This is a genomic window from Alteromonas sp. K632G (assembly GCF_017653625.1).
Lineage (GTDB): Bacteria > Pseudomonadota > Gammaproteobacteria > Enterobacterales > Alteromonadaceae > Alteromonas > Alteromonas naphthalenivorans.
In genome coordinates this window covers 15,873-33,356 of sequence record NZ_JAGGDM010000020.1, presented here as the reverse complement: position 1 = coordinate 33,356, position 17,484 = coordinate 15,873, and the positions used below count along the sequence as shown (strand labels likewise).

The window sequence follows — 17,484 nt, the reverse complement described above, 5'->3', positions numbered from 1 at the left end:
CTCACTCATTTAAAAGGCCCTAATAAAAAACTGGCCAAGTACACTTATAATGAACTTACTCAATCATGAACTTTTCGATGGTTTCGATTAGTTCGCTATTAGTAAATGGTTTTGAAAGTGCTGCATTTGCACCTAGTTCGATAGCTCGGTCTAGACTGATATCGTCAAGTGCAGAAATGACTAAAATTTTTAAATTTTTATACTTAGGCTGTTCTCTAACAAACTGGATAACGCTGTAACCATCCATGCCAGGCATACTTAAATCGAGGGTCATCAACTTAGAGTTATACTGGCTCAACATAATGCCAGCTTGAAACCCACCCGTAGCAATATGGCTTTCGAATCCCCCACGGCGTGCCACTCTTTGAATTGACTTTGCCACTGGCATTTCATCATCAACAATAAGAATTGAAGGTGATATCTCACTTTGGAGATCGTCTGGGATAGGAATGTTGTGGTGTTCAAGAAAGGAAACAAAGTCAGATACTAGCACGCGATTGTTGCCACGACCGGGGAGCTTAAACCCTTTGAGTTTTCCGCTTTCTATCCACCGAATCACGGTGCGAAGGTTTACATCGCAGTAGGTTGCGATTTCACCTGATGTTAATGTCTTCATTGCTCAATTCCTAATGCCAACTTGTAACGTTATAGCACTGAATAGGGGTGTTCACAATTTAGACAAAAGTAGTGAATGTGACATTTGCGACACTCTATTAAAGCGTTTTTAGCTGCTGAATTAGTGAGTTACAAACTTTTCATGTAGCAAATAAAAAGAAAGAATTACTCAAAATTTGATCTGCACGCTTAGCATTTATAGTAATCCTAGTATAGAACGCAAAAATATCACTGTTATCTAGAGCAATTACAGCGCTTGTTTTTGTTGCAAACAACCCCAACATAACTTGCTATACGAACTGAAAAGAGTAGACGGATTATGACGACCCCAGCAATTGAATTGGTAGATGGTTTGCCCTTATTTTCATCTATTGAGCCCGCGCAGATAAAGCCAGCCATCGAAAAAGCGATAGCAAAATGTAAGCTTGAAATTGATGAGGTGGTTGCATCTAAGGATTACTCTTATGCGAACTTAGTATTGCGCTTAGAAGAGGTAGACGACAATTTAAGTAAGATGTGGTCACCGGTTTCTCACATGAATTCAGTGGTGAGTAGCGACGAACTGCGAGAAGCTCATGATGCTTGCTTACCTTTGCTATCAGAATATGGTACTTGGGTAGGTCAGCACGAAGGCTTGTATAATGCATACGTGGCGATAAAAGACTCAAACGAATATGCTGACCTAGATGAACAGCGTCAGAAAGTTATTGATAATGCTATTCGCGATTTCACCTTGAGTGGGGTGGCACTGCCAAGCGAGGAAAAGAAACGCTATGCAGATATTCAAGCGAAGTTAAGCGAACTGTCATCTACATTTTCAAATAATGTGATGGACGCCACCATGGGGTGGAGCAAACACGTGACCGATGAATCTATGCTAGCGGGTATGCCAGAATCTGCAAAAGATGCAGCTGCACAAGCGGCACATCAAAAAGACTTACAAGGCTGGCTATTCACATTAGATATACCTTCTTACTTACCGGTTATGCTTTATGCAGATAATGCAGCGTTACGAGAAGAAATGTATCGCGCTTATGCAACAAAGGCGTCAGATCAAGGCCCGAATGCAGGCAAGTGGGACAACACCGACATCATTCAACAAACACTGGCTCTTCGCAGTGAAATTGCGCAGCTGCTCGGTTTTAGCAGTTATTCTGAACGCTCCCTTGCCACCAAAATGGCCGAATCGACTGACCAAGTTACCGGATTTTTACGTGATTTAGCTGCCAAATCGAAGCCACAGGCTGAAAAAGAGTTAGAAGAAGTACGAGCATACGCGAAAGATACCCACGGGGTAACAGAGCTTAACGCGTGGGACTTACCTTATTATAGCGAGAAGCTGAAACAGGAAAAGTACACCATTTCAGATGAAATGCTGCGCCCTTATTTCCCAGAGGACAAAGTATTATCGGGTTTGTTTGAGGTAGTACACAGACTATATGGCTTGAAAATTATCGAGCAGCCAGGTATTGATACATGGCATAAAGATGTACGCTATTTCACTATTACAGACAGCGCCGATGCCTTGCGCGGCAGCTTTTACCTAGATTTATATGCGCGTGCCAAAAAACGAGGTGGCGCATGGATGGACGAGTGCCGTGTTCGCCGCGAAAAATTAGACGGCGAATTACAGTTACCCGTTGCATACCTTACTTGTAACTTCAATGCACCCGTCGGGGATAAGCCTGCCTTATTCACTCACGATGAAGTGGTTACCCTTTTTCATGAATTCGGACACGGTATACACCACATGCTAACCAAAATGTCGGTGGCTGGTGTATCTGGAATAAACGGCGTGCCGTGGGATGCTGTAGAGCTGCCTAGTCAGTTTTTAGAAAACTGGTGCTGGGAAGAAGATGCACTTAACTTTATCTCGGGTCACTTCGAGACGGGCGAACCCTTACCCGCTGATTTGCTAGATAGAATGTTAGCCGCTAGAGATTACCAAGCCGCTATGCAAATGGTGCGTCAGCTGGAATTCAGTTTGTTTGATTTCTTACTGCATAGTGAATCTGGCGACAATGTTGATGTACAAGCCATTCTTAACAGCGTGCGCGCTGAAGTCGCTGTTAATACACCTCCAGCATTTAACCGTTTTCAGCATAGCTTTGGGCATATTTTTGCTGGTGGTTATGCAGCAGGCTATTACAGCTATAAATGGGCAGAAGTGTTATCTGCCGACGCTTACAGTAAGTTTGAAGAAGACGGTATTTTTAACCAAGACACGGGTAAAGCATTTTTGGAAAATATACTTGAAATGGGTGGTAGCCGTGCGCCTATGGATTTATTCGTTGCCTTTAGAGGCAGGGAGCCAAACGTAGATGCCTTACTTCGCCATAGCGGCATTCGTGGCTAATTAGCATTAGGGTAGATAACCATGGGAATAGAATCTTTCTCCACCATTTACCAGCGGGCATGTAAGCGAAAAGGTGGTGAAAAGGCGCTTGAAAGCATGCTTTCAGCGCCGCTTTCCTCTGAGCTCGTTGCCAAAATACCGGACGATCGGTTTTTAGCAGCCATGACGAAGCAAGTGTTTCAGTCAGGCTTTGTGTGGCGCGTTATCGAGAAAAAGTGGCCTGAGTTTGAAACCGTGTTCTTTGGTTTTGATATCGAAAAAGTGCTGCTGATGCCTGATGAGATGTTAGAACAAAAAGCGTCTGATAAACGCATAGTGCGTAATTACAAAAAAGTAATGACCGTTCGCGATAATGCCATGTTCATTAAAGATATTAGCCGTGAGCACGGCAGCTTCGGTCAGTTTGTGGCTAAGTTCGACGCCAGTAATATTACCGAATTGTGGACCACCTTAAAGAAACGTGGGTCGAGACTCGGCGGGAACACCGGCCCCTACATGCTGCGGGCGTTAGGCGTAGATACCTTCTTGTTTTCACGAGATGTTGAAGACTACTTAAGAAAGAACGATATTATCGATGGTGGCCTCACTAGCAAGAAAAGCTTAACCGCTGCAAATGCGGCTTTTGCACAGTGGCATCAAGAAAGTGGCCGCACGTTACAAGAAATAAGCGTTATTATTGCGTTTAGTTGGGGTACAAACCAGTATTTAGCATAAGGTAAATACTGTTGCTGGGCGCTACAATCCGATACACTTCAGCCTTTACTATGAATCACTAATGCAGGAATGCCATGAGCGACAACCATAACAACACATCGCCCACAGAGGCATCGGATGCACCTACTACTCATTTCGGCTTTAAGCAGGTTGAGAAAAATCAAAAAGCGTCCTTAGTAGCCAATGTATTCGATTCTGTTGCCGCTAAATACGATGTCATGAACGATTTAATGTCGATGGGTGTGCACCGTTTATGGAAGCGCTTTGCCATTGATTGTTCCGGTGTGCGTGCAGGGCAAAAAGTGCTTGATATCGCTGGTGGTACTGGCGATTTAACCGCAAAATTCTCTCGTCTTGTTGGCCCTACGGGCAACGTAACCTTGGCCGACATTAACTTATCGATGCTGAAAGTTGGCCGCGATAAACTAAGAGATCGCGGACTAGTTAGCAATATCGATTACGTTCAAGCAGATGCAGAGGCGTTGCCTTTTCCTGATAACCATTTCGATGTAGTGACCATGGCTTTTGGTCTTCGAAACGTGACCGAGAAGCAAAATGCACTTAATTCAATTTACCGTGTGTTAAAGCCAGGCGGCCGACTGTTGGTGTTGGAGTTTTCAAAGCCAACGTCAGAGCAACTAAGTAAGCTTTACGACACGTATTCGTTCCATATATTGCCAAAAATGGGGCAGCTAGTGGCCAACGATGCCGAGAGTTATCAATACTTGGCAGAAAGTATTCGTATGCACCCTGATCAAGAAACCCTGAAAGGTATGTTCGAAACCGCGGGGTTTGACCAGTGTGACTACCAAAACTTAACCGGTGGAATTGTAGCACTGCACCGAGGCTATAAGTTTTAATGCCCACGTCAGCATTGGTAAGTGCCGTTATTGAAACGGCTGCGAATAAAATTTTAGCGTTAGATCCAGACAGCGTTGCCAGAATGGCTTCGCTGAAAGGCGCGCGGCTTATTGCTTATGTAGACCCCTTGCCATTTGCTGTAGTGCTTGTATTTTCTGAGCAGGTAGACGTGCTGACCCTACATGAGCCGTTCGAAGACACAATAGCTACGCTAAATCATAAAGACTGCTGTATTAAAACATCCTTAGATACCCTGCCTGAATTAAAGCACACCAATCAGCTAACCCGTCTTATTCAACAAAAAAAATTACAGGTTGAGGGCGAACTTGCTGTGGCTCAGCAGGTTAGCGGTTTGTTTCAGCAGCTAGATATAGATGTAGAAGAACTTCTGGCTGCCAAAACCAACGATGTGGTTGCCCATCAAACGATGAGCTGGTTTAGTGCTATTAAACGTAAAGCTACGGGTGCCCTGTCTGAGTTTAATAAAGTCGCTAGCAATGCCTTGATAGAAGAAAAGCAAATAGCAGCGCCCAAATTAGCGGTATTACATTTTAGTGATGAAGTGAACGCACTACGAGACGATGTAGCGCGATTAGATGCCCGCTTACTTCAGCTAGAACAAAAATCAATTTAAGAGACAAGCATGCGCATTGTTAGGTTGTATAAGATAAATAAGGTGTTGTTAGAGCATGGGTTAGACGACCTTATCCCTGCGAAATGGCTACCATGGTACGCACGCCTTATGCGTCACAGCATCTTTTGGATCCGTAATAAACACAAAGATAAGACTGCCGGTGAGCGCATTACGCTCGCACTGCAAAGCCTTGGCCCGGTTTTTATCAAGTTTGGCCAAATGCTATCGACCCGCAGAGACTTGCTCCATCCTGCTATTGCTAATGAACTTGCTCGTCTGCAAGACAAAGTGCCTCCGTTTTCGTCAGAAGCGGCACAAAAGATTATTAAAACCTCCCTTGGTCTAACCCATCTATCTGAATTATTTAGTGAGTTTGATGAAGCGCCTCTGGCGTCAGCCTCTATTGCGCAAGTGCATGCTGCAAAATTAAATGCGAATAATGAAGATGTGGTGGTTAAGGTTTTACGCCCCGATATTCGTGAAACAATTGTGGCCGACATGGAGCTGCTTTTTAGTTTAGCGTCAGTTCTGCAAAAATGGCTGCCAGATGGCAAACGCCTCCGCCCTGTTGAAGTGGTGGTGGAATATCGTAAAACCATAGTGGATGAACTGGACTTACTACGTGAATCGGCAAGTGGCATTCAATTAGGGCGGAATTTTGAAGGCTCAGATTCATTATACATACCTAAAATATACAGCGACTATTGTCACAGCAATGTAATGGTGATGGAGCGCATATACGGGCTACCTATTTCAAATATAGATGCCTTACTAGCACAAAACACTAATATGAAAAAGCTGGCGGAGCGCGGCGTAGAGGTCTTCTTTACCCAAGTATTCCGCGACAGCTTCTTTCATGCTGATATGCACCCGGGTAATATTTTTGTTTCTACCGAGCATCCAGAAAACCCTAAATACATTGCTATCGACTTTGGCATTGTGGGCACGTTAAACCGTGAAGATAAGCGTTATTTAGCAGAAAATTTTATTGCGTTTTTTAACCGAGATTATCGCAAGGTAGCGCAACTTCACGCCGACTCTGGTTGGGTGCCGAACGACACCAATATTGATGAGTTTGAAATGGCGATTCGCACGGTCTGCGAGCCCATCTTTCAAAAGCCCCTTGCGGAAATATCGTTCGGTAATGTGTTACTGCAATTATTTAATACTGCCCGTCGATTTAATATGGTGGTGCAACCTCAGCTAGTTCTGCTTCAAAAAACGCTGCTTTATGTTGAAGGGTTGGGGCGTCAGCTTTATCCGCAATTAGATTTATGGAAAACCGCAAAGCCATTTTTAGAAAATTGGATGCGCGAGCAAATTGGCGTGAAAGCCATGCTGGGTAAGGTAAAAGCAAACCTGCCGTTTTGGTCTGAAAAGCTACCTGAAATGCCGGATTTACTTTACGACAGCCTACAGCAAGTTAAACGGCTTCCTTTGCAACAACAACGCGCACAACTTGCTTTACTAGAACAACAGAAAAAGAGCGCACAATCCATTCAGTGGGGCGTAACGGGTGCTACCTTTATTCTATTGTCTGCTATTTTACCAATGTACGATTTAAATTGGTGCTTTCCAGCGCTTTCTGCCAGTGTAGGATCCCTTTGTTGGGTATTGGCATGGCGTAAGAACCGGTAGCGACTGTTACGCTCGGGTGAAATTTTTATGAAATGCATTTTTTAGTGAATAAATTGTATATTAATCAGTTCGAAGAGTGTTATAGTTGCTTTGGCTTTAAGCCAAATGTCTTTGAATAGACGAGATATGAAATTATTTGCTATATGTAAAACCGCTCAAGTTACCTTGTGATTTGTAGTAAGTTGTTGCCCATTCGTAAGTAAGACCAACTCCGCCTATTAAAGACACTCGCTATACGCGCTTATTGCGCAATTTAATATGATATTTGAGGTCTATACGACATGTCTAAAGTTACAGGCACCGTTAAGTGGTTTAACGCTGATAAAGGTTATGGTTTTCTAACTCAAGATAACGGCGGTAAGGACGTATTCGTTCATTTCCGTGCTATCGTTTCTGACGGTTACAAAACTCTTCCAGAAGGTCAGCGCGTGGAATTTGAAGTAGAAGAAGGTCAAAAAGGTCTTCAAGCTGCTAACGTGCACGCCATCTAAGAAATTCAAAAACGGCGGTCTGAAAAGACCGCCGTTTTTCTTTCTTTTATAAACACTACATTCGTTAATATAGTTGGTTTTCCCGCTATTAAGTGCTTTACTGTTTGAGTAATAAACTTAATGAAAGGATTAGCTAATGTTAAGGATGAATAGTGTTTTTTTCGCTTTTGTTCTATCTACCACGTTTATATCTTCTTCGCCATTCGCGCAATCATCCAGTAATATACAAAATACTTCCCAAGGCACCCAAAATGCCAGCAGCGCCACTAGTAACCAAACCAGTAGTAACCAAGCTAATGCTATTGCCATGCTTTTTGGTGAACCGATTACCTTAGCTGACATTACTCCCGACCAAGACACTATTTCAAAAATTCGAAAGCAAGCGCCAGACAACGTTACGCAGCTTGTTACTCAGATGAGAGCTATTAACCTAGCGAACCAAATTATAGAAGCCGTGCTCAGCGACTATGCTAGCAAAAACAATATCAAGGTGGACGAGTCCTTGGTTGAAGCTTTTAAGCAAAAGTTTGGGTCAGAATATGAAAAAAACAATAAGAAAATAGCTGCTAAGAAAGATGCTCAGCAAGAAGATAGTGATTTGAAGGAAAGTACTAGCGCTGAAGACACTGCCAGTATTGATGAGATTGCATCAACCCAAGTAGAGCGCTGGCAAATAGAAAAACACCTATATAACACCTATGGCGGGGTAGTGATATTCGAGCAGTCTAATCCTTCCATGCCAGTGGAAGCATACTTAACGCTAATGAAAGAATACGCGAGCGCAGGTAAGTTCAACGTAGTCGATGCAGCCTTGGCTGAACGCTTTTGGGCAGCCTTCGAACCGCCATACGAATTTGTAATAGCACCTGAAGATGTCGACTTTAATCAACCTTGGTGGCGTTAATGCATAAATGGCAACCTTTGTAGGTTGCCGATAATCACGCCGTTACTCGCCGCTACTCGCCGCTACTCGCAGTTAGTCGGCGAATAACGGGGTAGAAAAGTAACGCTCAGCGCCGTCGGCAAGAATGACAACGATGTTTTTTCCCTTATTGCTAGGCTGTTGAGCTAATTGAGCGGCAGCAAACAGAGCGGCTCCGGAAGATATCCCTACCGCTAGGCCTTCTACTCTAGCAATCTGCTGAGCGTAGGCTATGGCTTCATCGTCTTCTACCGTAATTATCTGATTTATCTGGCTTACATCAAGCACGTCAGGCACATGGCCTGAACTTAATCCCTGAATATTGTGCACGCCACCGTGTCCTTTGCTTAACACCGGACAACTTGCTGGTTCTACAGCCACTACTTCCAAATGAGGAATATGAGCTCGCATGCTTGTGGCTAAGCCAGTGAGCGTACCGCCAGTACCCACGCCCGCAACCACAATATCAATATGCCCATTAGTATCGCGCAGCAGTTCCTGAGCGGTAGATTGGGCATGAGCGTTAGGGTTAGCGTGGTTTGAAAATTGGGACAGACCCACTGCGTTTGGGTTTTGCTCGATAAGTGCAGCAGCTCGTTCTATAGCTCCTTTCGTTCCAAGGTCTTTCGGTGTAGTCACTACCTGTGCGCCATAGTGGCGTATTAGCTTTTGGCGCTCGATTGACATATGTTCTGGAATACATACTGTCAGCTTAATGCCGTAAATCGCGCAAAGCCAAGCACAGGCCACACCGTTGTTTCCTGATGATGCTTCAATTATCTCGGTTTTCTCATTAAAGGCAGCGCTTTCCATTAGCGCAGTAAGCATGGCCATTGCCGGTCTGTCTTTTATCGACCCTGCAGGATTGAAAAATTCCACCTTGGCTAAAAGCGTTGCATCTACGTTATGACGTGCAGCAAATTTACTCAAGCGTATTAATGGTGTGTTTCCTATGGTGTGGGTTATATCGTCAACCACACCAGGCATGGCATTTATCGCGTAATCAAGCATTTCAAAAAACCTATAAGTCAGTCTTACTCAATAATGACAGCTAGAAAAAGAGAAATTTACTCATTACTCCCCATTTGATAGGCTGGATTTGGTAAATAATTCTAATTTAGAGGAAGGTAATGAAAAATATTGCTCTTGATGGGGTGGATAAGGCTATATTGTTGCTGTTGCAGCAAAATGCCGACGTGCCGGTTGCAGATATTGCGGAGAAAGTGGGCTTAACGGCAACGCCTTGCTGGCGACGTATACAGCGGCTTGAAGCCCAAGGCGTTATCTCCCGTCGCGTAGCATTATTACAGGCGCACAAATTAGGCTTGGCAATGACGGTATTTGTGCAAATTAAAGCCGCACGTCACGACGGGAAGTGGTTAACAGATTTCGCCAAGCATGCTTCATCGTTTGAAGAAGTGGTAGAATTTTATCGCATGTCTGGAGAGTACGACTATTTGCTTAAAGTGGTGGTAACCGATATGGCTGCGTTCGATCATTTTTATAAAAGACTCGTTAATGGGATTGATCTTAACGATGTCACTTCTAGTTTTGCCATGGAGCAGCTTAAATATACCACTGCACTTCCGCTTACTCACCTTTAATAATTACCTAATAATGCTTACGTTTTTTGTGATTTACGAAAGTAAAAAGGCAGAGCTCGGGTCTAGGTTACTTATGGGTTGCTAAAGACACTATTATAAGTTTTTTATTGGTTTATGCTTCAAAGTGTCTACAGTAATACTTTACGTTAATTTTTTCCTCGAAGGCAGTATGCAATGTTAAACACTATAAAAGTAAGAATTTTAACGGGTTATGCAGGAATATTACTCGCAACCTTAATTGCTGCCGTGGTGTTAACATTGAACAACAAGCAGGTCACGCACCAAGTCGATACTTTTGTGAGTGAAACCTTACCCGCGTTAAGTACATTGGATAATGTGCAAAGTAACAGTAAGCAACTTGTATTAATTGGCTTCTCACTTTATGGCACAACGTTATCGGGCAATGCCTTTGATGAACAAAAACAAGAATTAGAGCAAAACGTTGATGCTGGATTCAAAGCATTAGGCTATATGGCCGGTGATACCCTTAAATCTCAGTTTAATTCGCTAGTTTCAAGTATGGATTCACTTCAAGCAACTATGTCTGCCTCGCGGGTTGATTGGGATCGTGCCCGTGACGATTTACAGTTAGTTAATGAATTAGCCTCTGTTTTTGACAACGCATTAATTGAAGTAAGAAATCAGGTGGCAAGCAAAGCAGGTGAGCGTTCTCAGGCGATAGGAAGTCAGTTACAAACCAGTCAATTCACTATTTACTTTCTCGTGCTTATTCTAGCTGCTGTTGCCATGGCTGGTTACCATAGTGCTAAAAAACAAATTGCGCAGCCGATAGAAGGCATGGCTGAGAAGCTCGATAGTTTAGCGAAAAGTAGGAACTTAGTAGCGCGCCTTCCAGAACAAAGCACCCATGAACTTTGTAGAATGACCAACAGTATTCATGGTTTGGTATCTGTGTTTCAGGCGGGTATGAAAGAAGTGAAAGGCGCCGTTTCTGGCATAGAGGGCGCGGTGAATTCTCTCTCTACAACTACAGAACAGTCAAGTTCGTCGGTGGATAGTTTACTCACCGATATTACCGGCCTTGTAAACATTATGGACTCGTTAGAGTCAGACATGGTGGAAAGCCTTCAGCGTTCACAAACTGCAGCAAGTGCAGCCCAAGACAGCGCAAAACAGGTGGATGCAGGTCGTGTACAAGTAAAAGAGACCGCCGACGCTATTTCTGACTTGGCCAATGATATTGAGCAAACGGCGAGTATGCTAGAAACCCTTCAAGTTGAAGGGAACAATGTTTCAAGTGTAGTGAAGACCATTGCAGAAATTGCCGATCAGACAAACCTACTGGCATTAAATGCTGCTATTGAAGCGGCAAGGGCAGGGGATTCTGGCAGAGGTTTCGCGGTAGTCGCTGATGAAGTGAGAACACTAGCAGTAAGAACCCACCAGTCCACGGTTGAAATTAATACCATGCTTGAGAAAATTGTGGTTTCAATTACCTCTGCAGTATCTACTATGAGCTCAAATCAAAACAAGGCACATGACTCAGTGGGGTTAGCTAATGATTTGGTCTCAACCCTTGAAGCAGGAACGCAAAGCATTTTGGCGTTAGTGAGTGTTAGTGAAGAAGCGGCCGTATTGGCGAAACATTCACAGTTGCAGGCCAATGAAGCGAAAAATGGTGTTAATCAATTTAAGAATTTGGGAGATAGACTGTCTCAGAACAACAGTCAGGTAAACGATGCGGCTGAAGATTTGTCTGCACTTGCAAATGGATTAAGTGCTAATGTGAACCAATTTAAAATAGGCTAATGCAAGAAGGGCCCTGTTAGGGGCCCTTCGTTACTAATGCTGTTGTTCTTCAGTTTGCTTGCTAGCAAAAATCTTGGATTTCTTTTGGATCTTACATCCTAAAATATTTTGAGCATTTTTCCGACCTATATAGTAAGCCACTGTATAGGGGTGAGCACGCCTGAAGAACCTTGAAAATGATTTAACTACATTGTTCATAATGGTCTCCTTTTAATTCTGCCCAAAATAAGCATACGTATATTTAATTATTATGTCAACACTGTCACAAAAGAAATATATAAGAATTTTGTTTGATTTTTGGTGTAATTATTTGTTTACAAGTGTGTGAGGTCTAAATTAGAAAAAAGTGATCTAGTGAAGTTGCATGGAGCTGAATATGTTTCGGGTGAAAAAAAGGCTCCGAAACCAGGTGGTTAGGAGCCTATTATTGTTTTCAAGGGTTAACTAGTAGGAAGGCGCTAATAATAGCTAAGCTTTTCCGATTTACCTGAAAATATTTTGTATACCATCGCGGTGTAAGCAAGAATGCAAGGTACTACAATAACGACACCCACTAATAAGAAGCGAAGTGAGTTGGCGTCGCTAAGTGCATCTTGTACCGTAAGGTGTCCTGGTATGACAAACGGGTAGTAACTTACTCCAAAAGCGGTGAAGCAAAGCACAAACACCGTTAGTGCTATAGCAAAAGGCATCCATTCACCTTTCCCGCCTGCATCAGGTAGCTTTTTCAATAGCACGCCACATAAGCTAAGTAATAAAAAGCAGGCAACAGGAATAGCCATCAATACATAGCCAATAGTGGATGATAACCACAAATCACGCACATCATCATGCAAGGTTAAGTTTGCTAGGCTAACCGCTACTATTCCTATAGAAAGCGCAAACAATCCTCTGCGCGCCCAATAATAGGCTTTGGCTTGTAAGTTGTTCTCTGCTTTTAATATTAACCAGCAAGAGCCGATAAACGCATACGCAGCCGTTACACCAATAGCAGACAGTAAGGCAAAGCCTTGTGCCCATAAGTCGGTACGCAAGCCGGTTACATAAATGCCTAGCATATAACCTTGCGCCAGCGTGGTAAGTAATGAACCGTACTTAAAGGTGAGATCCCACTTACGCTTATGCACTTGAACGACCTTCGCCCTAAAATCAAAAGAGACGCCACGTAAAATGAGCCCTAATAGCATTATAGTTGCGGGAATATAAAGGCTTTGAAGTACCTCACTGTGTGCTTCGGGAAAAGCAATCAGCAGAAGCCCAACGGCCAATACCAACCACGTTTCATTGGCGTCCCAATAGGGCCCAATAGACGCAATCATATCGTCACGAAACTTTTCTTCTCGGGGCGGTATTAAAACACCTACCCCTAAATCGTAACCATCTAAAATAGCGTACAGCAATACTGCCAGCCCAAGCAGGCCAACGTAAATATTCCCTAATGTTTCTGCTGATACATTTTCGAATAACATAGCTGCTCCTTAAGTGTTGGCCGGCGACATTTTGCTAGCTTTTGCCATTTCACGCTCTTCCGTAGAAATCTCTTCAATTTCAACGGCGCGGCGACACATCAACATGAGCGTTCCCATATAAGCGAACAGCAAAATAGTATAAATTGTGGCGTACATGGTGAACGAGAAAGCAATATTCGCAGGAGGAAGTGTTGTTACCGCTTCTTGTGTACGTAAAACACCACTGACGAGATAAGGCTGCCTCCCAATTTCAGTCACATACCAACCGGCTAAGGTTGCAATCCAGCCGCTGAATGCCATGCCAGCGAATACTCGCTTGAGCCAAAGTGGGAAAGATTTCCCTCTAAGTAAATAACTGCTACCAAGCCACGAAACCGCTAACATTAAAAAGCCCATGCCTACCATCACCCGAAACCCGAAGAATACAGGTGCTACTGGCGGATGCTCGCCTTCAAAGTCGTTCAGGCCTTGAATTTTGCCATCCTTTTTATGGGTTAAAATTAGGCTCGCGCCGTTGGGTACCGGTATTTCAAAGTGATTTTCCCTGCTTTCTTCGTCGGGAATGGCAAAGAGCAGCAAGGGCGCACCCTCTGTGGTATCCCACAAGCCTTCCATTGCGGCAACTTTTTGTGGTTGATGCTCAAGGGTATTTAATCCATGCATATCGCCTGCAAAAATCTGCAAAGGGATAAGCACTGCCGCGGTATAGGTTGCGGTTTTAAGAGCAAGCTTTGGCGCAAGTTTGTCATCGCCTTTCAACATACGGTAGGCCGACAAACCGGCAATTAAGAAACTGGCCGTCAAACCCGAAGCTAGCATCATGTGTACAAAGCGATACGGGAACGAAGGATTAAAAATAATTTCGCTCCAATTTACCGCATACACAACGCCATCTATAACTTCATGCCCCTGAGGCGTTTGCATCCAGCTGTTAAGCGCCAAAATCCAAAAGGCTGACATGGTAGTGCCCACTGCCACAATCAATGTTGAAAGGGTGTGTAACCAATTAGGGACTCGGCGAATACCAAACAGCATAATACCAAGGAAGGTGGCTTCTAAGAAAAACGCAGTAAGGACTTCGTAGCCCAATAGGGGGCCTGCCACATTACCCACCCGCTCCATGAAGCCGGGCCAGTTGGTACCAAATTGGAAAGACATGGTCACGCCACTTACTACACCAAGTGCAAAGCTTAGTGCGAATACGCGCACCCAGAAGCGGTACATACGCATCCAAACAGGGTGGCCGGTTACATTTGAGCGAAATTTGAAGTAGAAAAGGAACCATCCCATTGCCATGGTGATAGTAGGAAACAGAATATGAAAACTAATATTTAATGCAAATTGTAAACGAGACAGCAAAAACGCATCCACAGATAGTCTCCTTAATTAACGGAATTTTTTCCCGGAAGAATTTTGTCTTTCAGTTCTAACATACGGCCAACACCCGAGCCGAGTTTCATCAAGGTGTTAAGTTTATCTGGGCCTAGGTTTTGAAGCTCTTGTGACCATGCGGTTACCGACTCTAATAAGTCATGAATTTCATTCAGCTTATCTTGTGCGTTGGCTTCAGTTTTGTTGGCGGGCGTATCGAGTAATAAATCTCGCAATAAACTCATGGTAGGGTCTATTTCGCGTTTGCGGCGCTCTTCGAATACGCGGTTTGCTAGGGTCCAAATGTCACCGCCTGCAATAAAGAACTCTTTTCGTTCGCCAGGGACAAGGTGCTGTTTTACCAAGCGCCACGACTGAAGCTCCTTTAATCCCATGCTGGTGTTGCCGCGAGATATATTTAGCGCGTCGGCGATTTCTTGCGCTGAGATGGGTTCATCAGCAAGTACAATCAGCGCCAAAATTTGGCCCACAGTACGGTTAAAGCCCCAACGACTGCCCATTTCGCCGAAATGCATAACCGCGGAAGTAATAAGTGGTGTCATTTTCATGTCTATACCTGCTGAACTTTCAGAAATTACTGAAAGTTTATGCCGAAGTTTGATTGAGATCAACAAGTATCAGATGAAAATTATGTTAGGAGGAACTCGAAAACGACATAAATGGGCATGGTGAATCTTATGTTCGTTGATAAGTTGTCTCGTGACGTTTCGATTTATTGTTAAGTTTAAAAGATAGGTGCTATAAACAATATAGAATTAAACAGGAAACGCGATGTTGAGGTTTATTACTTTTAACACGCTAAAAATTAGGGATAAATTGTGAAAATATTTTCTGCGCTATTATGCGTGTTATTGATCGTGTCCAGCAGCTTCTCTTTTGCCAATGGTAACAGCAAAGAAGTTAAAGCCGCCAAAATAATAAAAAATGCTAATAAAGTGGAAGAGACCTTTACCTCGCGCGGAGGCATGGAAGGTTGGACAAGAGTTTCATTTATAATAGACAAAGACGGCACAACGAAAGATATCGTTGTTTTTGATTATTCAGGCAAAGACAGATATGTCAAAAAAGTCACTAAATACATAAGAAACCTTCAATATTCTCCTGCGCTCGTTAACAATAAGCCAGTAGCAAGTGCTCAAACTCTGTTTGTTAAACACACATACTCAGAGGCTGGCCATAGCGAAGGTAGCGTGACGCCTGCCTTTGCAAAAGAATACCAAGCTACCATAGATGCGCTTTCTAGCCCTACCGCAGATATGCTTAACATAAAAAAATCCATAGACAATTTGGTAGAAGACCATACTAAAAATTTAAACGAACATGCTTTGGCTGCGTGGTTAAAGTCTATCTATTATTATAAAAATGAAAATTTTTTAGAATATATGCGCCAATCCCAAATTACAGTAGATTTATACGAACACTTGCCTATAGCAATATTGGCTAAGTCGACGGTGAATCTTTTTCAGTCACAGCTTTATTTCGGCAATTTTAATGGTGCCGCCGAAACCCTTTCGCGAATGGGAAGTGTTAATGGCCTTAATTTATCTGAAGAAACCTATCAACAATTTGCAGATGCACTGAAGGCTGCTAAAGCGACTGGGTCAGCAAACGTCACTAAAGGTCAGCTGAGTCATTTAGGCGCGTGGTCTCAAACGTATGATCCCTCAACATTTAAAGTTGAAGTTTCTCAAGGGAATGTTGATTCAGTGGAGCTTAGATGCAACGATTATCAACAAAAATATATAGAAGGTTGGGAGAACAAAATAGAGTTTCCGGCGCAAACTTCCGATTGTATTTTGTTAATCAGAGGGGATGCTGGCTCAACATTTGATATTCTTGAAATCACTAGTTGAAAATTAAGAAAGCGAGAGCGGTTTCGCAAAATGATTGACTATAAGGGCGCTCTTCTACAGTGCTAGCAAAAGGCACTGCTAAAATCTGCTCCTAAAAAGCGCAATAAAAAGCGCAATAAAAAGCGCAATAAAAAGCGCAGTTAAATAACTACCAGCGTCTAATCATGGTTTTATAAACATCAGGGTCGAGCAAACTTTCTCGCTCGGCCTTAACGCCATCAAGCATAGCCATCGCTTCAGCTTTCGTTTCAACGATAACACCATCAATAACGTAAATACTGCTATCACCAGGTAACGATTTATCGAGTGGGTAGGCGGTAAGTGTATCTGTGGGTACAAGGCTCACACTAGTTTCACCAATATAGTCGGCGATACCGTCGTTGTTAATGTCTTTGGATAGCCAAGGTAGCCCCAGAATTTTATTGTAACTGCCATCTTGTTGCATGACCTGAATGGTTTGTTCAAACGCTTCAATAGTGGCCTTAGCGTTAGGCGTACTTGTGCCAAGTGCCAAGGAAAAACCAGCGTTCATCAACGATGCTGAAGATACGTGTAAAAGCTCTTCACCGTCTTTATCAAGAAGTAAATTAAACTCTTCAATCAACAAGTGGGTAGTAATTAAATACGGCGCTCTGTCATCGGCTAGCTGCTTAAAAGCGTCGTACGTGCTGGGATTACGTGACCACTTGATTTCTTTTAGCATGCGGAACTTTGGCGTATTAGCAAAGCGGTTTTCTATCGCTACGCGGCTGTCTTTTAAATGCGGTATCAGCTTAATCTCTTCAACATCGTATTTTTTACCCGTGGCATATAAATAGATGGGAAGGTAGGGGGCTGAAAGGGTAACCGTGTCTTTTCTTTCACCTAAATCTATATAGGCGAACTCGCCATCCACCTTACCAGAACGTACTGCGCTACCTAAGAAAGCATCGCGCATAACCTGAAGCTCCAGGTCGGTTTGCATTCGCGAGAACGCCGCTTCAACGATAGACGTGAGTCTTGAAGGTTCGCCCTCATCGCTTACGTAAGTTTCAAATGGCGCTGCGGCAAGTGTGACACTGTTTGCCTTTAACGGCGCCACCACGGTGATAAAACTTAATAAAGCGATGACTCTCACCAACACGGGCGACATCTCCAAAACAACATTATTATTATCTATAGGCGC

17 protein-coding genes are annotated in these 17,484 nt (G+C 43.4%); 10 read left to right on the top strand and 7 right to left on the bottom strand.

Translation table 11 applies throughout. The features are described from left to right. Positions 1-55: 55 nt before the first annotated feature. Positions 56-616, bottom strand: a complete 561-nt coding sequence (locus J5X92_RS17480) for a response regulator (RefSeq protein ID WP_129740217.1) — start codon at positions 614-616, stop codon at positions 56-58. Positions 617-934: 318 nt separating this feature from the next. On the opposite strand from J5X92_RS17480, the gene prlC reads away from it, so the two are divergent. The 7 genes from prlC (at position 935) to J5X92_RS17445 (ending at position 8,213) form a co-directional block, all read left to right on the top strand. Beyond that, positions 935-2,971 carry an oligopeptidase A gene (gene prlC / locus J5X92_RS17475; RefSeq protein WP_208806201.1) on the top strand — a complete coding sequence of 679 codons (2,037 nt, stop codon included), beginning with the start codon at positions 935-937 and terminating at the stop codon, positions 2,969-2,971. 21 nt (positions 2,972-2,992) lie between these two features. Continuing rightward, a complete protein-coding gene (locus J5X92_RS17470; RefSeq protein ID WP_208806200.1) occupies positions 2,993-3,685 on the top strand; it encodes a DNA-3-methyladenine glycosylase I in 693 nt (230 codons plus the stop codon). Between the two features lie 74 nt (positions 3,686-3,759). Then, complete coding sequence (gene ubiE / locus J5X92_RS17465) at positions 3,760-4,545, top strand: bifunctional demethylmenaquinone methyltransferase/2-methoxy-6-polyprenyl-1,4-benzoquinol methylase UbiE (protein ID WP_013786255.1); 786 nt, start codon at positions 3,760-3,762, stop codon at positions 4,543-4,545. Continuing rightward, the gene (locus J5X92_RS17460) at positions 4,545-5,180 is read left to right on the top strand and encodes an SCP2 sterol-binding domain-containing protein (protein ID WP_013786254.1); all 636 of its coding nucleotides are present in this window, start codon (positions 4,545-4,547) and stop codon (positions 5,178-5,180) included. The genes ubiE and J5X92_RS17460 overlap by 1 nt, the downstream gene beginning before the upstream one ends. A gap of 9 nt (positions 5,181-5,189) precedes the next feature. Further along, entirely contained in the window at positions 5,190-6,818 is a 1,629-nt protein-coding gene (ubiB, locus tag J5X92_RS17455; protein WP_208806199.1) for a ubiquinone biosynthesis regulatory protein kinase UbiB, read from the top strand. Between the two features lie 281 nt (positions 6,819-7,099). Next, the gene (locus J5X92_RS17450) at positions 7,100-7,309 is read left to right on the top strand and encodes a cold-shock protein (RefSeq protein WP_013786252.1); all 210 of its coding nucleotides are present in this window, start codon (positions 7,100-7,102) and stop codon (positions 7,307-7,309) included. A gap of 136 nt (positions 7,310-7,445) precedes the next feature. Next, on the top strand, positions 7,446-8,213 hold the full coding sequence (locus tag J5X92_RS17445) for a hypothetical protein (protein ID WP_208806198.1): 768 nt from the start codon (positions 7,446-7,448) through the stop codon (positions 8,211-8,213). A gap of 72 nt (positions 8,214-8,285) precedes the next feature. Here the strand turns inward: J5X92_RS17445 and cysK are convergent, their stop codons facing one another. Beyond that, positions 8,286-9,242, bottom strand: a complete 957-nt coding sequence (cysK, locus tag J5X92_RS17440) for a cysteine synthase A (RefSeq protein ID WP_208806197.1) — start codon at positions 9,240-9,242, stop codon at positions 8,286-8,288. Between the two features lie 119 nt (positions 9,243-9,361). Here cysK and J5X92_RS17435 point away from each other — a divergent pair, with 119 nt between their 5' ends. Both J5X92_RS17435 and J5X92_RS17430 read left to right on the top strand, forming a co-directional pair. Further along, on the top strand, positions 9,362-9,835 hold the full coding sequence (locus J5X92_RS17435) for an Lrp/AsnC family transcriptional regulator (RefSeq protein ID WP_013786248.1): 474 nt from the start codon (positions 9,362-9,364) through the stop codon (positions 9,833-9,835). A gap of 174 nt (positions 9,836-10,009) precedes the next feature. After that, positions 10,010-11,605 (top strand): methyl-accepting chemotaxis protein, encoded by a 1,596-nt coding sequence (locus J5X92_RS17430; protein ID WP_013786247.1) that lies wholly within the window; start codon positions 10,010-10,012, stop codon positions 11,603-11,605. 33 nt (positions 11,606-11,638) lie between these two features. Here J5X92_RS17430 and J5X92_RS17425 read toward each other — a convergent pair whose 3' ends face one another. From J5X92_RS17425 to J5X92_RS17410, 4 genes are all read right to left on the bottom strand, one after another. Further along, positions 11,639-11,803: a hypothetical protein gene (locus J5X92_RS17425; RefSeq protein ID WP_167347530.1), complete on the bottom strand. Its 165-nt coding sequence runs from the start codon at positions 11,801-11,803 to the stop codon at positions 11,639-11,641. A gap of 260 nt (positions 11,804-12,063) precedes the next feature. Continuing rightward, positions 12,064-13,074 carry a cytochrome d ubiquinol oxidase subunit II gene (locus J5X92_RS17420; RefSeq protein ID WP_129740210.1) on the bottom strand — a complete coding sequence of 337 codons (1,011 nt, stop codon included), beginning with the start codon at positions 13,072-13,074 and terminating at the stop codon, positions 12,064-12,066. Positions 13,075-13,083: 9 nt separating this feature from the next. Continuing rightward, positions 13,084-14,445 carry a cytochrome ubiquinol oxidase subunit I gene (locus J5X92_RS17415; protein ID WP_208806196.1) on the bottom strand — a complete coding sequence of 454 codons (1,362 nt, stop codon included), beginning with the start codon at positions 14,443-14,445 and terminating at the stop codon, positions 13,084-13,086. An 11-nt stretch (positions 14,446-14,456) separates the two neighbouring features. After that, entirely contained in the window at positions 14,457-15,014 is a 558-nt protein-coding gene (locus tag J5X92_RS17410) for a GbsR/MarR family transcriptional regulator (protein WP_013786244.1), read from the bottom strand. Positions 15,015-15,284: 270 nt separating this feature from the next. Here J5X92_RS17410 and J5X92_RS17405 point away from each other — a divergent pair, with 270 nt between their 5' ends. Further along, the gene (locus J5X92_RS17405; RefSeq protein ID WP_013786243.1) at positions 15,285-16,319 is read left to right on the top strand and encodes an energy transducer TonB; all 1,035 of its coding nucleotides are present in this window, start codon (positions 15,285-15,287) and stop codon (positions 16,317-16,319) included. A gap of 148 nt (positions 16,320-16,467) precedes the next feature. Here the strand turns inward: J5X92_RS17405 and J5X92_RS17400 are convergent, their stop codons facing one another. Further along, positions 16,468-17,442, bottom strand: a complete 975-nt coding sequence (locus J5X92_RS17400; RefSeq protein ID WP_013786242.1) for a transporter substrate-binding domain-containing protein — start codon at positions 17,440-17,442, stop codon at positions 16,468-16,470. Positions 17,443-17,484 lie beyond the last annotated feature (42 nt).

Coding starts and splice junctions, on each gene's coding strand:
- prlC (WP_208806201.1), top strand. CDS start 935: ATGACGACCCCAGCAATTGAATTGGTAGATGGTTTGCCCTTATTTTCA.
- J5X92_RS17410 (WP_013786244.1), bottom strand. CDS start 15,014: ATGAAAATGACACCACTTATTACTTCCGCGGTTATGCATTTCGGCGAA.
- J5X92_RS17470 (WP_208806200.1), top strand. CDS start 2,993: ATGGGAATAGAATCTTTCTCCACCATTTACCAGCGGGCATGTAAGCGA.
- J5X92_RS17425 (WP_167347530.1), bottom strand. CDS start 11,803: ATGAACAATGTAGTTAAATCATTTTCAAGGTTCTTCAGGCGTGCTCAC.
- J5X92_RS17460 (WP_013786254.1), top strand. CDS start 4,545: ATGCCCACGTCAGCATTGGTAAGTGCCGTTATTGAAACGGCTGCGAAT.
- J5X92_RS17435 (WP_013786248.1), top strand. CDS start 9,362: ATGAAAAATATTGCTCTTGATGGGGTGGATAAGGCTATATTGTTGCTG.
- J5X92_RS17480 (WP_129740217.1), bottom strand. CDS start 616: ATGAAGACATTAACATCAGGTGAAATCGCAACCTACTGCGATGTAAAC.
- ubiE (WP_013786255.1), top strand. CDS start 3,760: ATGAGCGACAACCATAACAACACATCGCCCACAGAGGCATCGGATGCA.
- cysK (WP_208806197.1), bottom strand. CDS start 9,242: ATGCTTGATTACGCGATAAATGCCATGCCTGGTGTGGTTGACGATATA.
- J5X92_RS17430 (WP_013786247.1), top strand. CDS start 10,010: ATGTTAAACACTATAAAAGTAAGAATTTTAACGGGTTATGCAGGAATA.
- J5X92_RS17420 (WP_129740210.1), bottom strand. CDS start 13,074: ATGTTATTCGAAAATGTATCAGCAGAAACATTAGGGAATATTTACGTT.
- ubiB (WP_208806199.1), top strand. CDS start 5,190: ATGCGCATTGTTAGGTTGTATAAGATAAATAAGGTGTTGTTAGAGCAT.
- J5X92_RS17445 (WP_208806198.1), top strand. CDS start 7,446: ATGTTAAGGATGAATAGTGTTTTTTTCGCTTTTGTTCTATCTACCACG.
- J5X92_RS17450 (WP_013786252.1), top strand. CDS start 7,100: ATGTCTAAAGTTACAGGCACCGTTAAGTGGTTTAACGCTGATAAAGGT.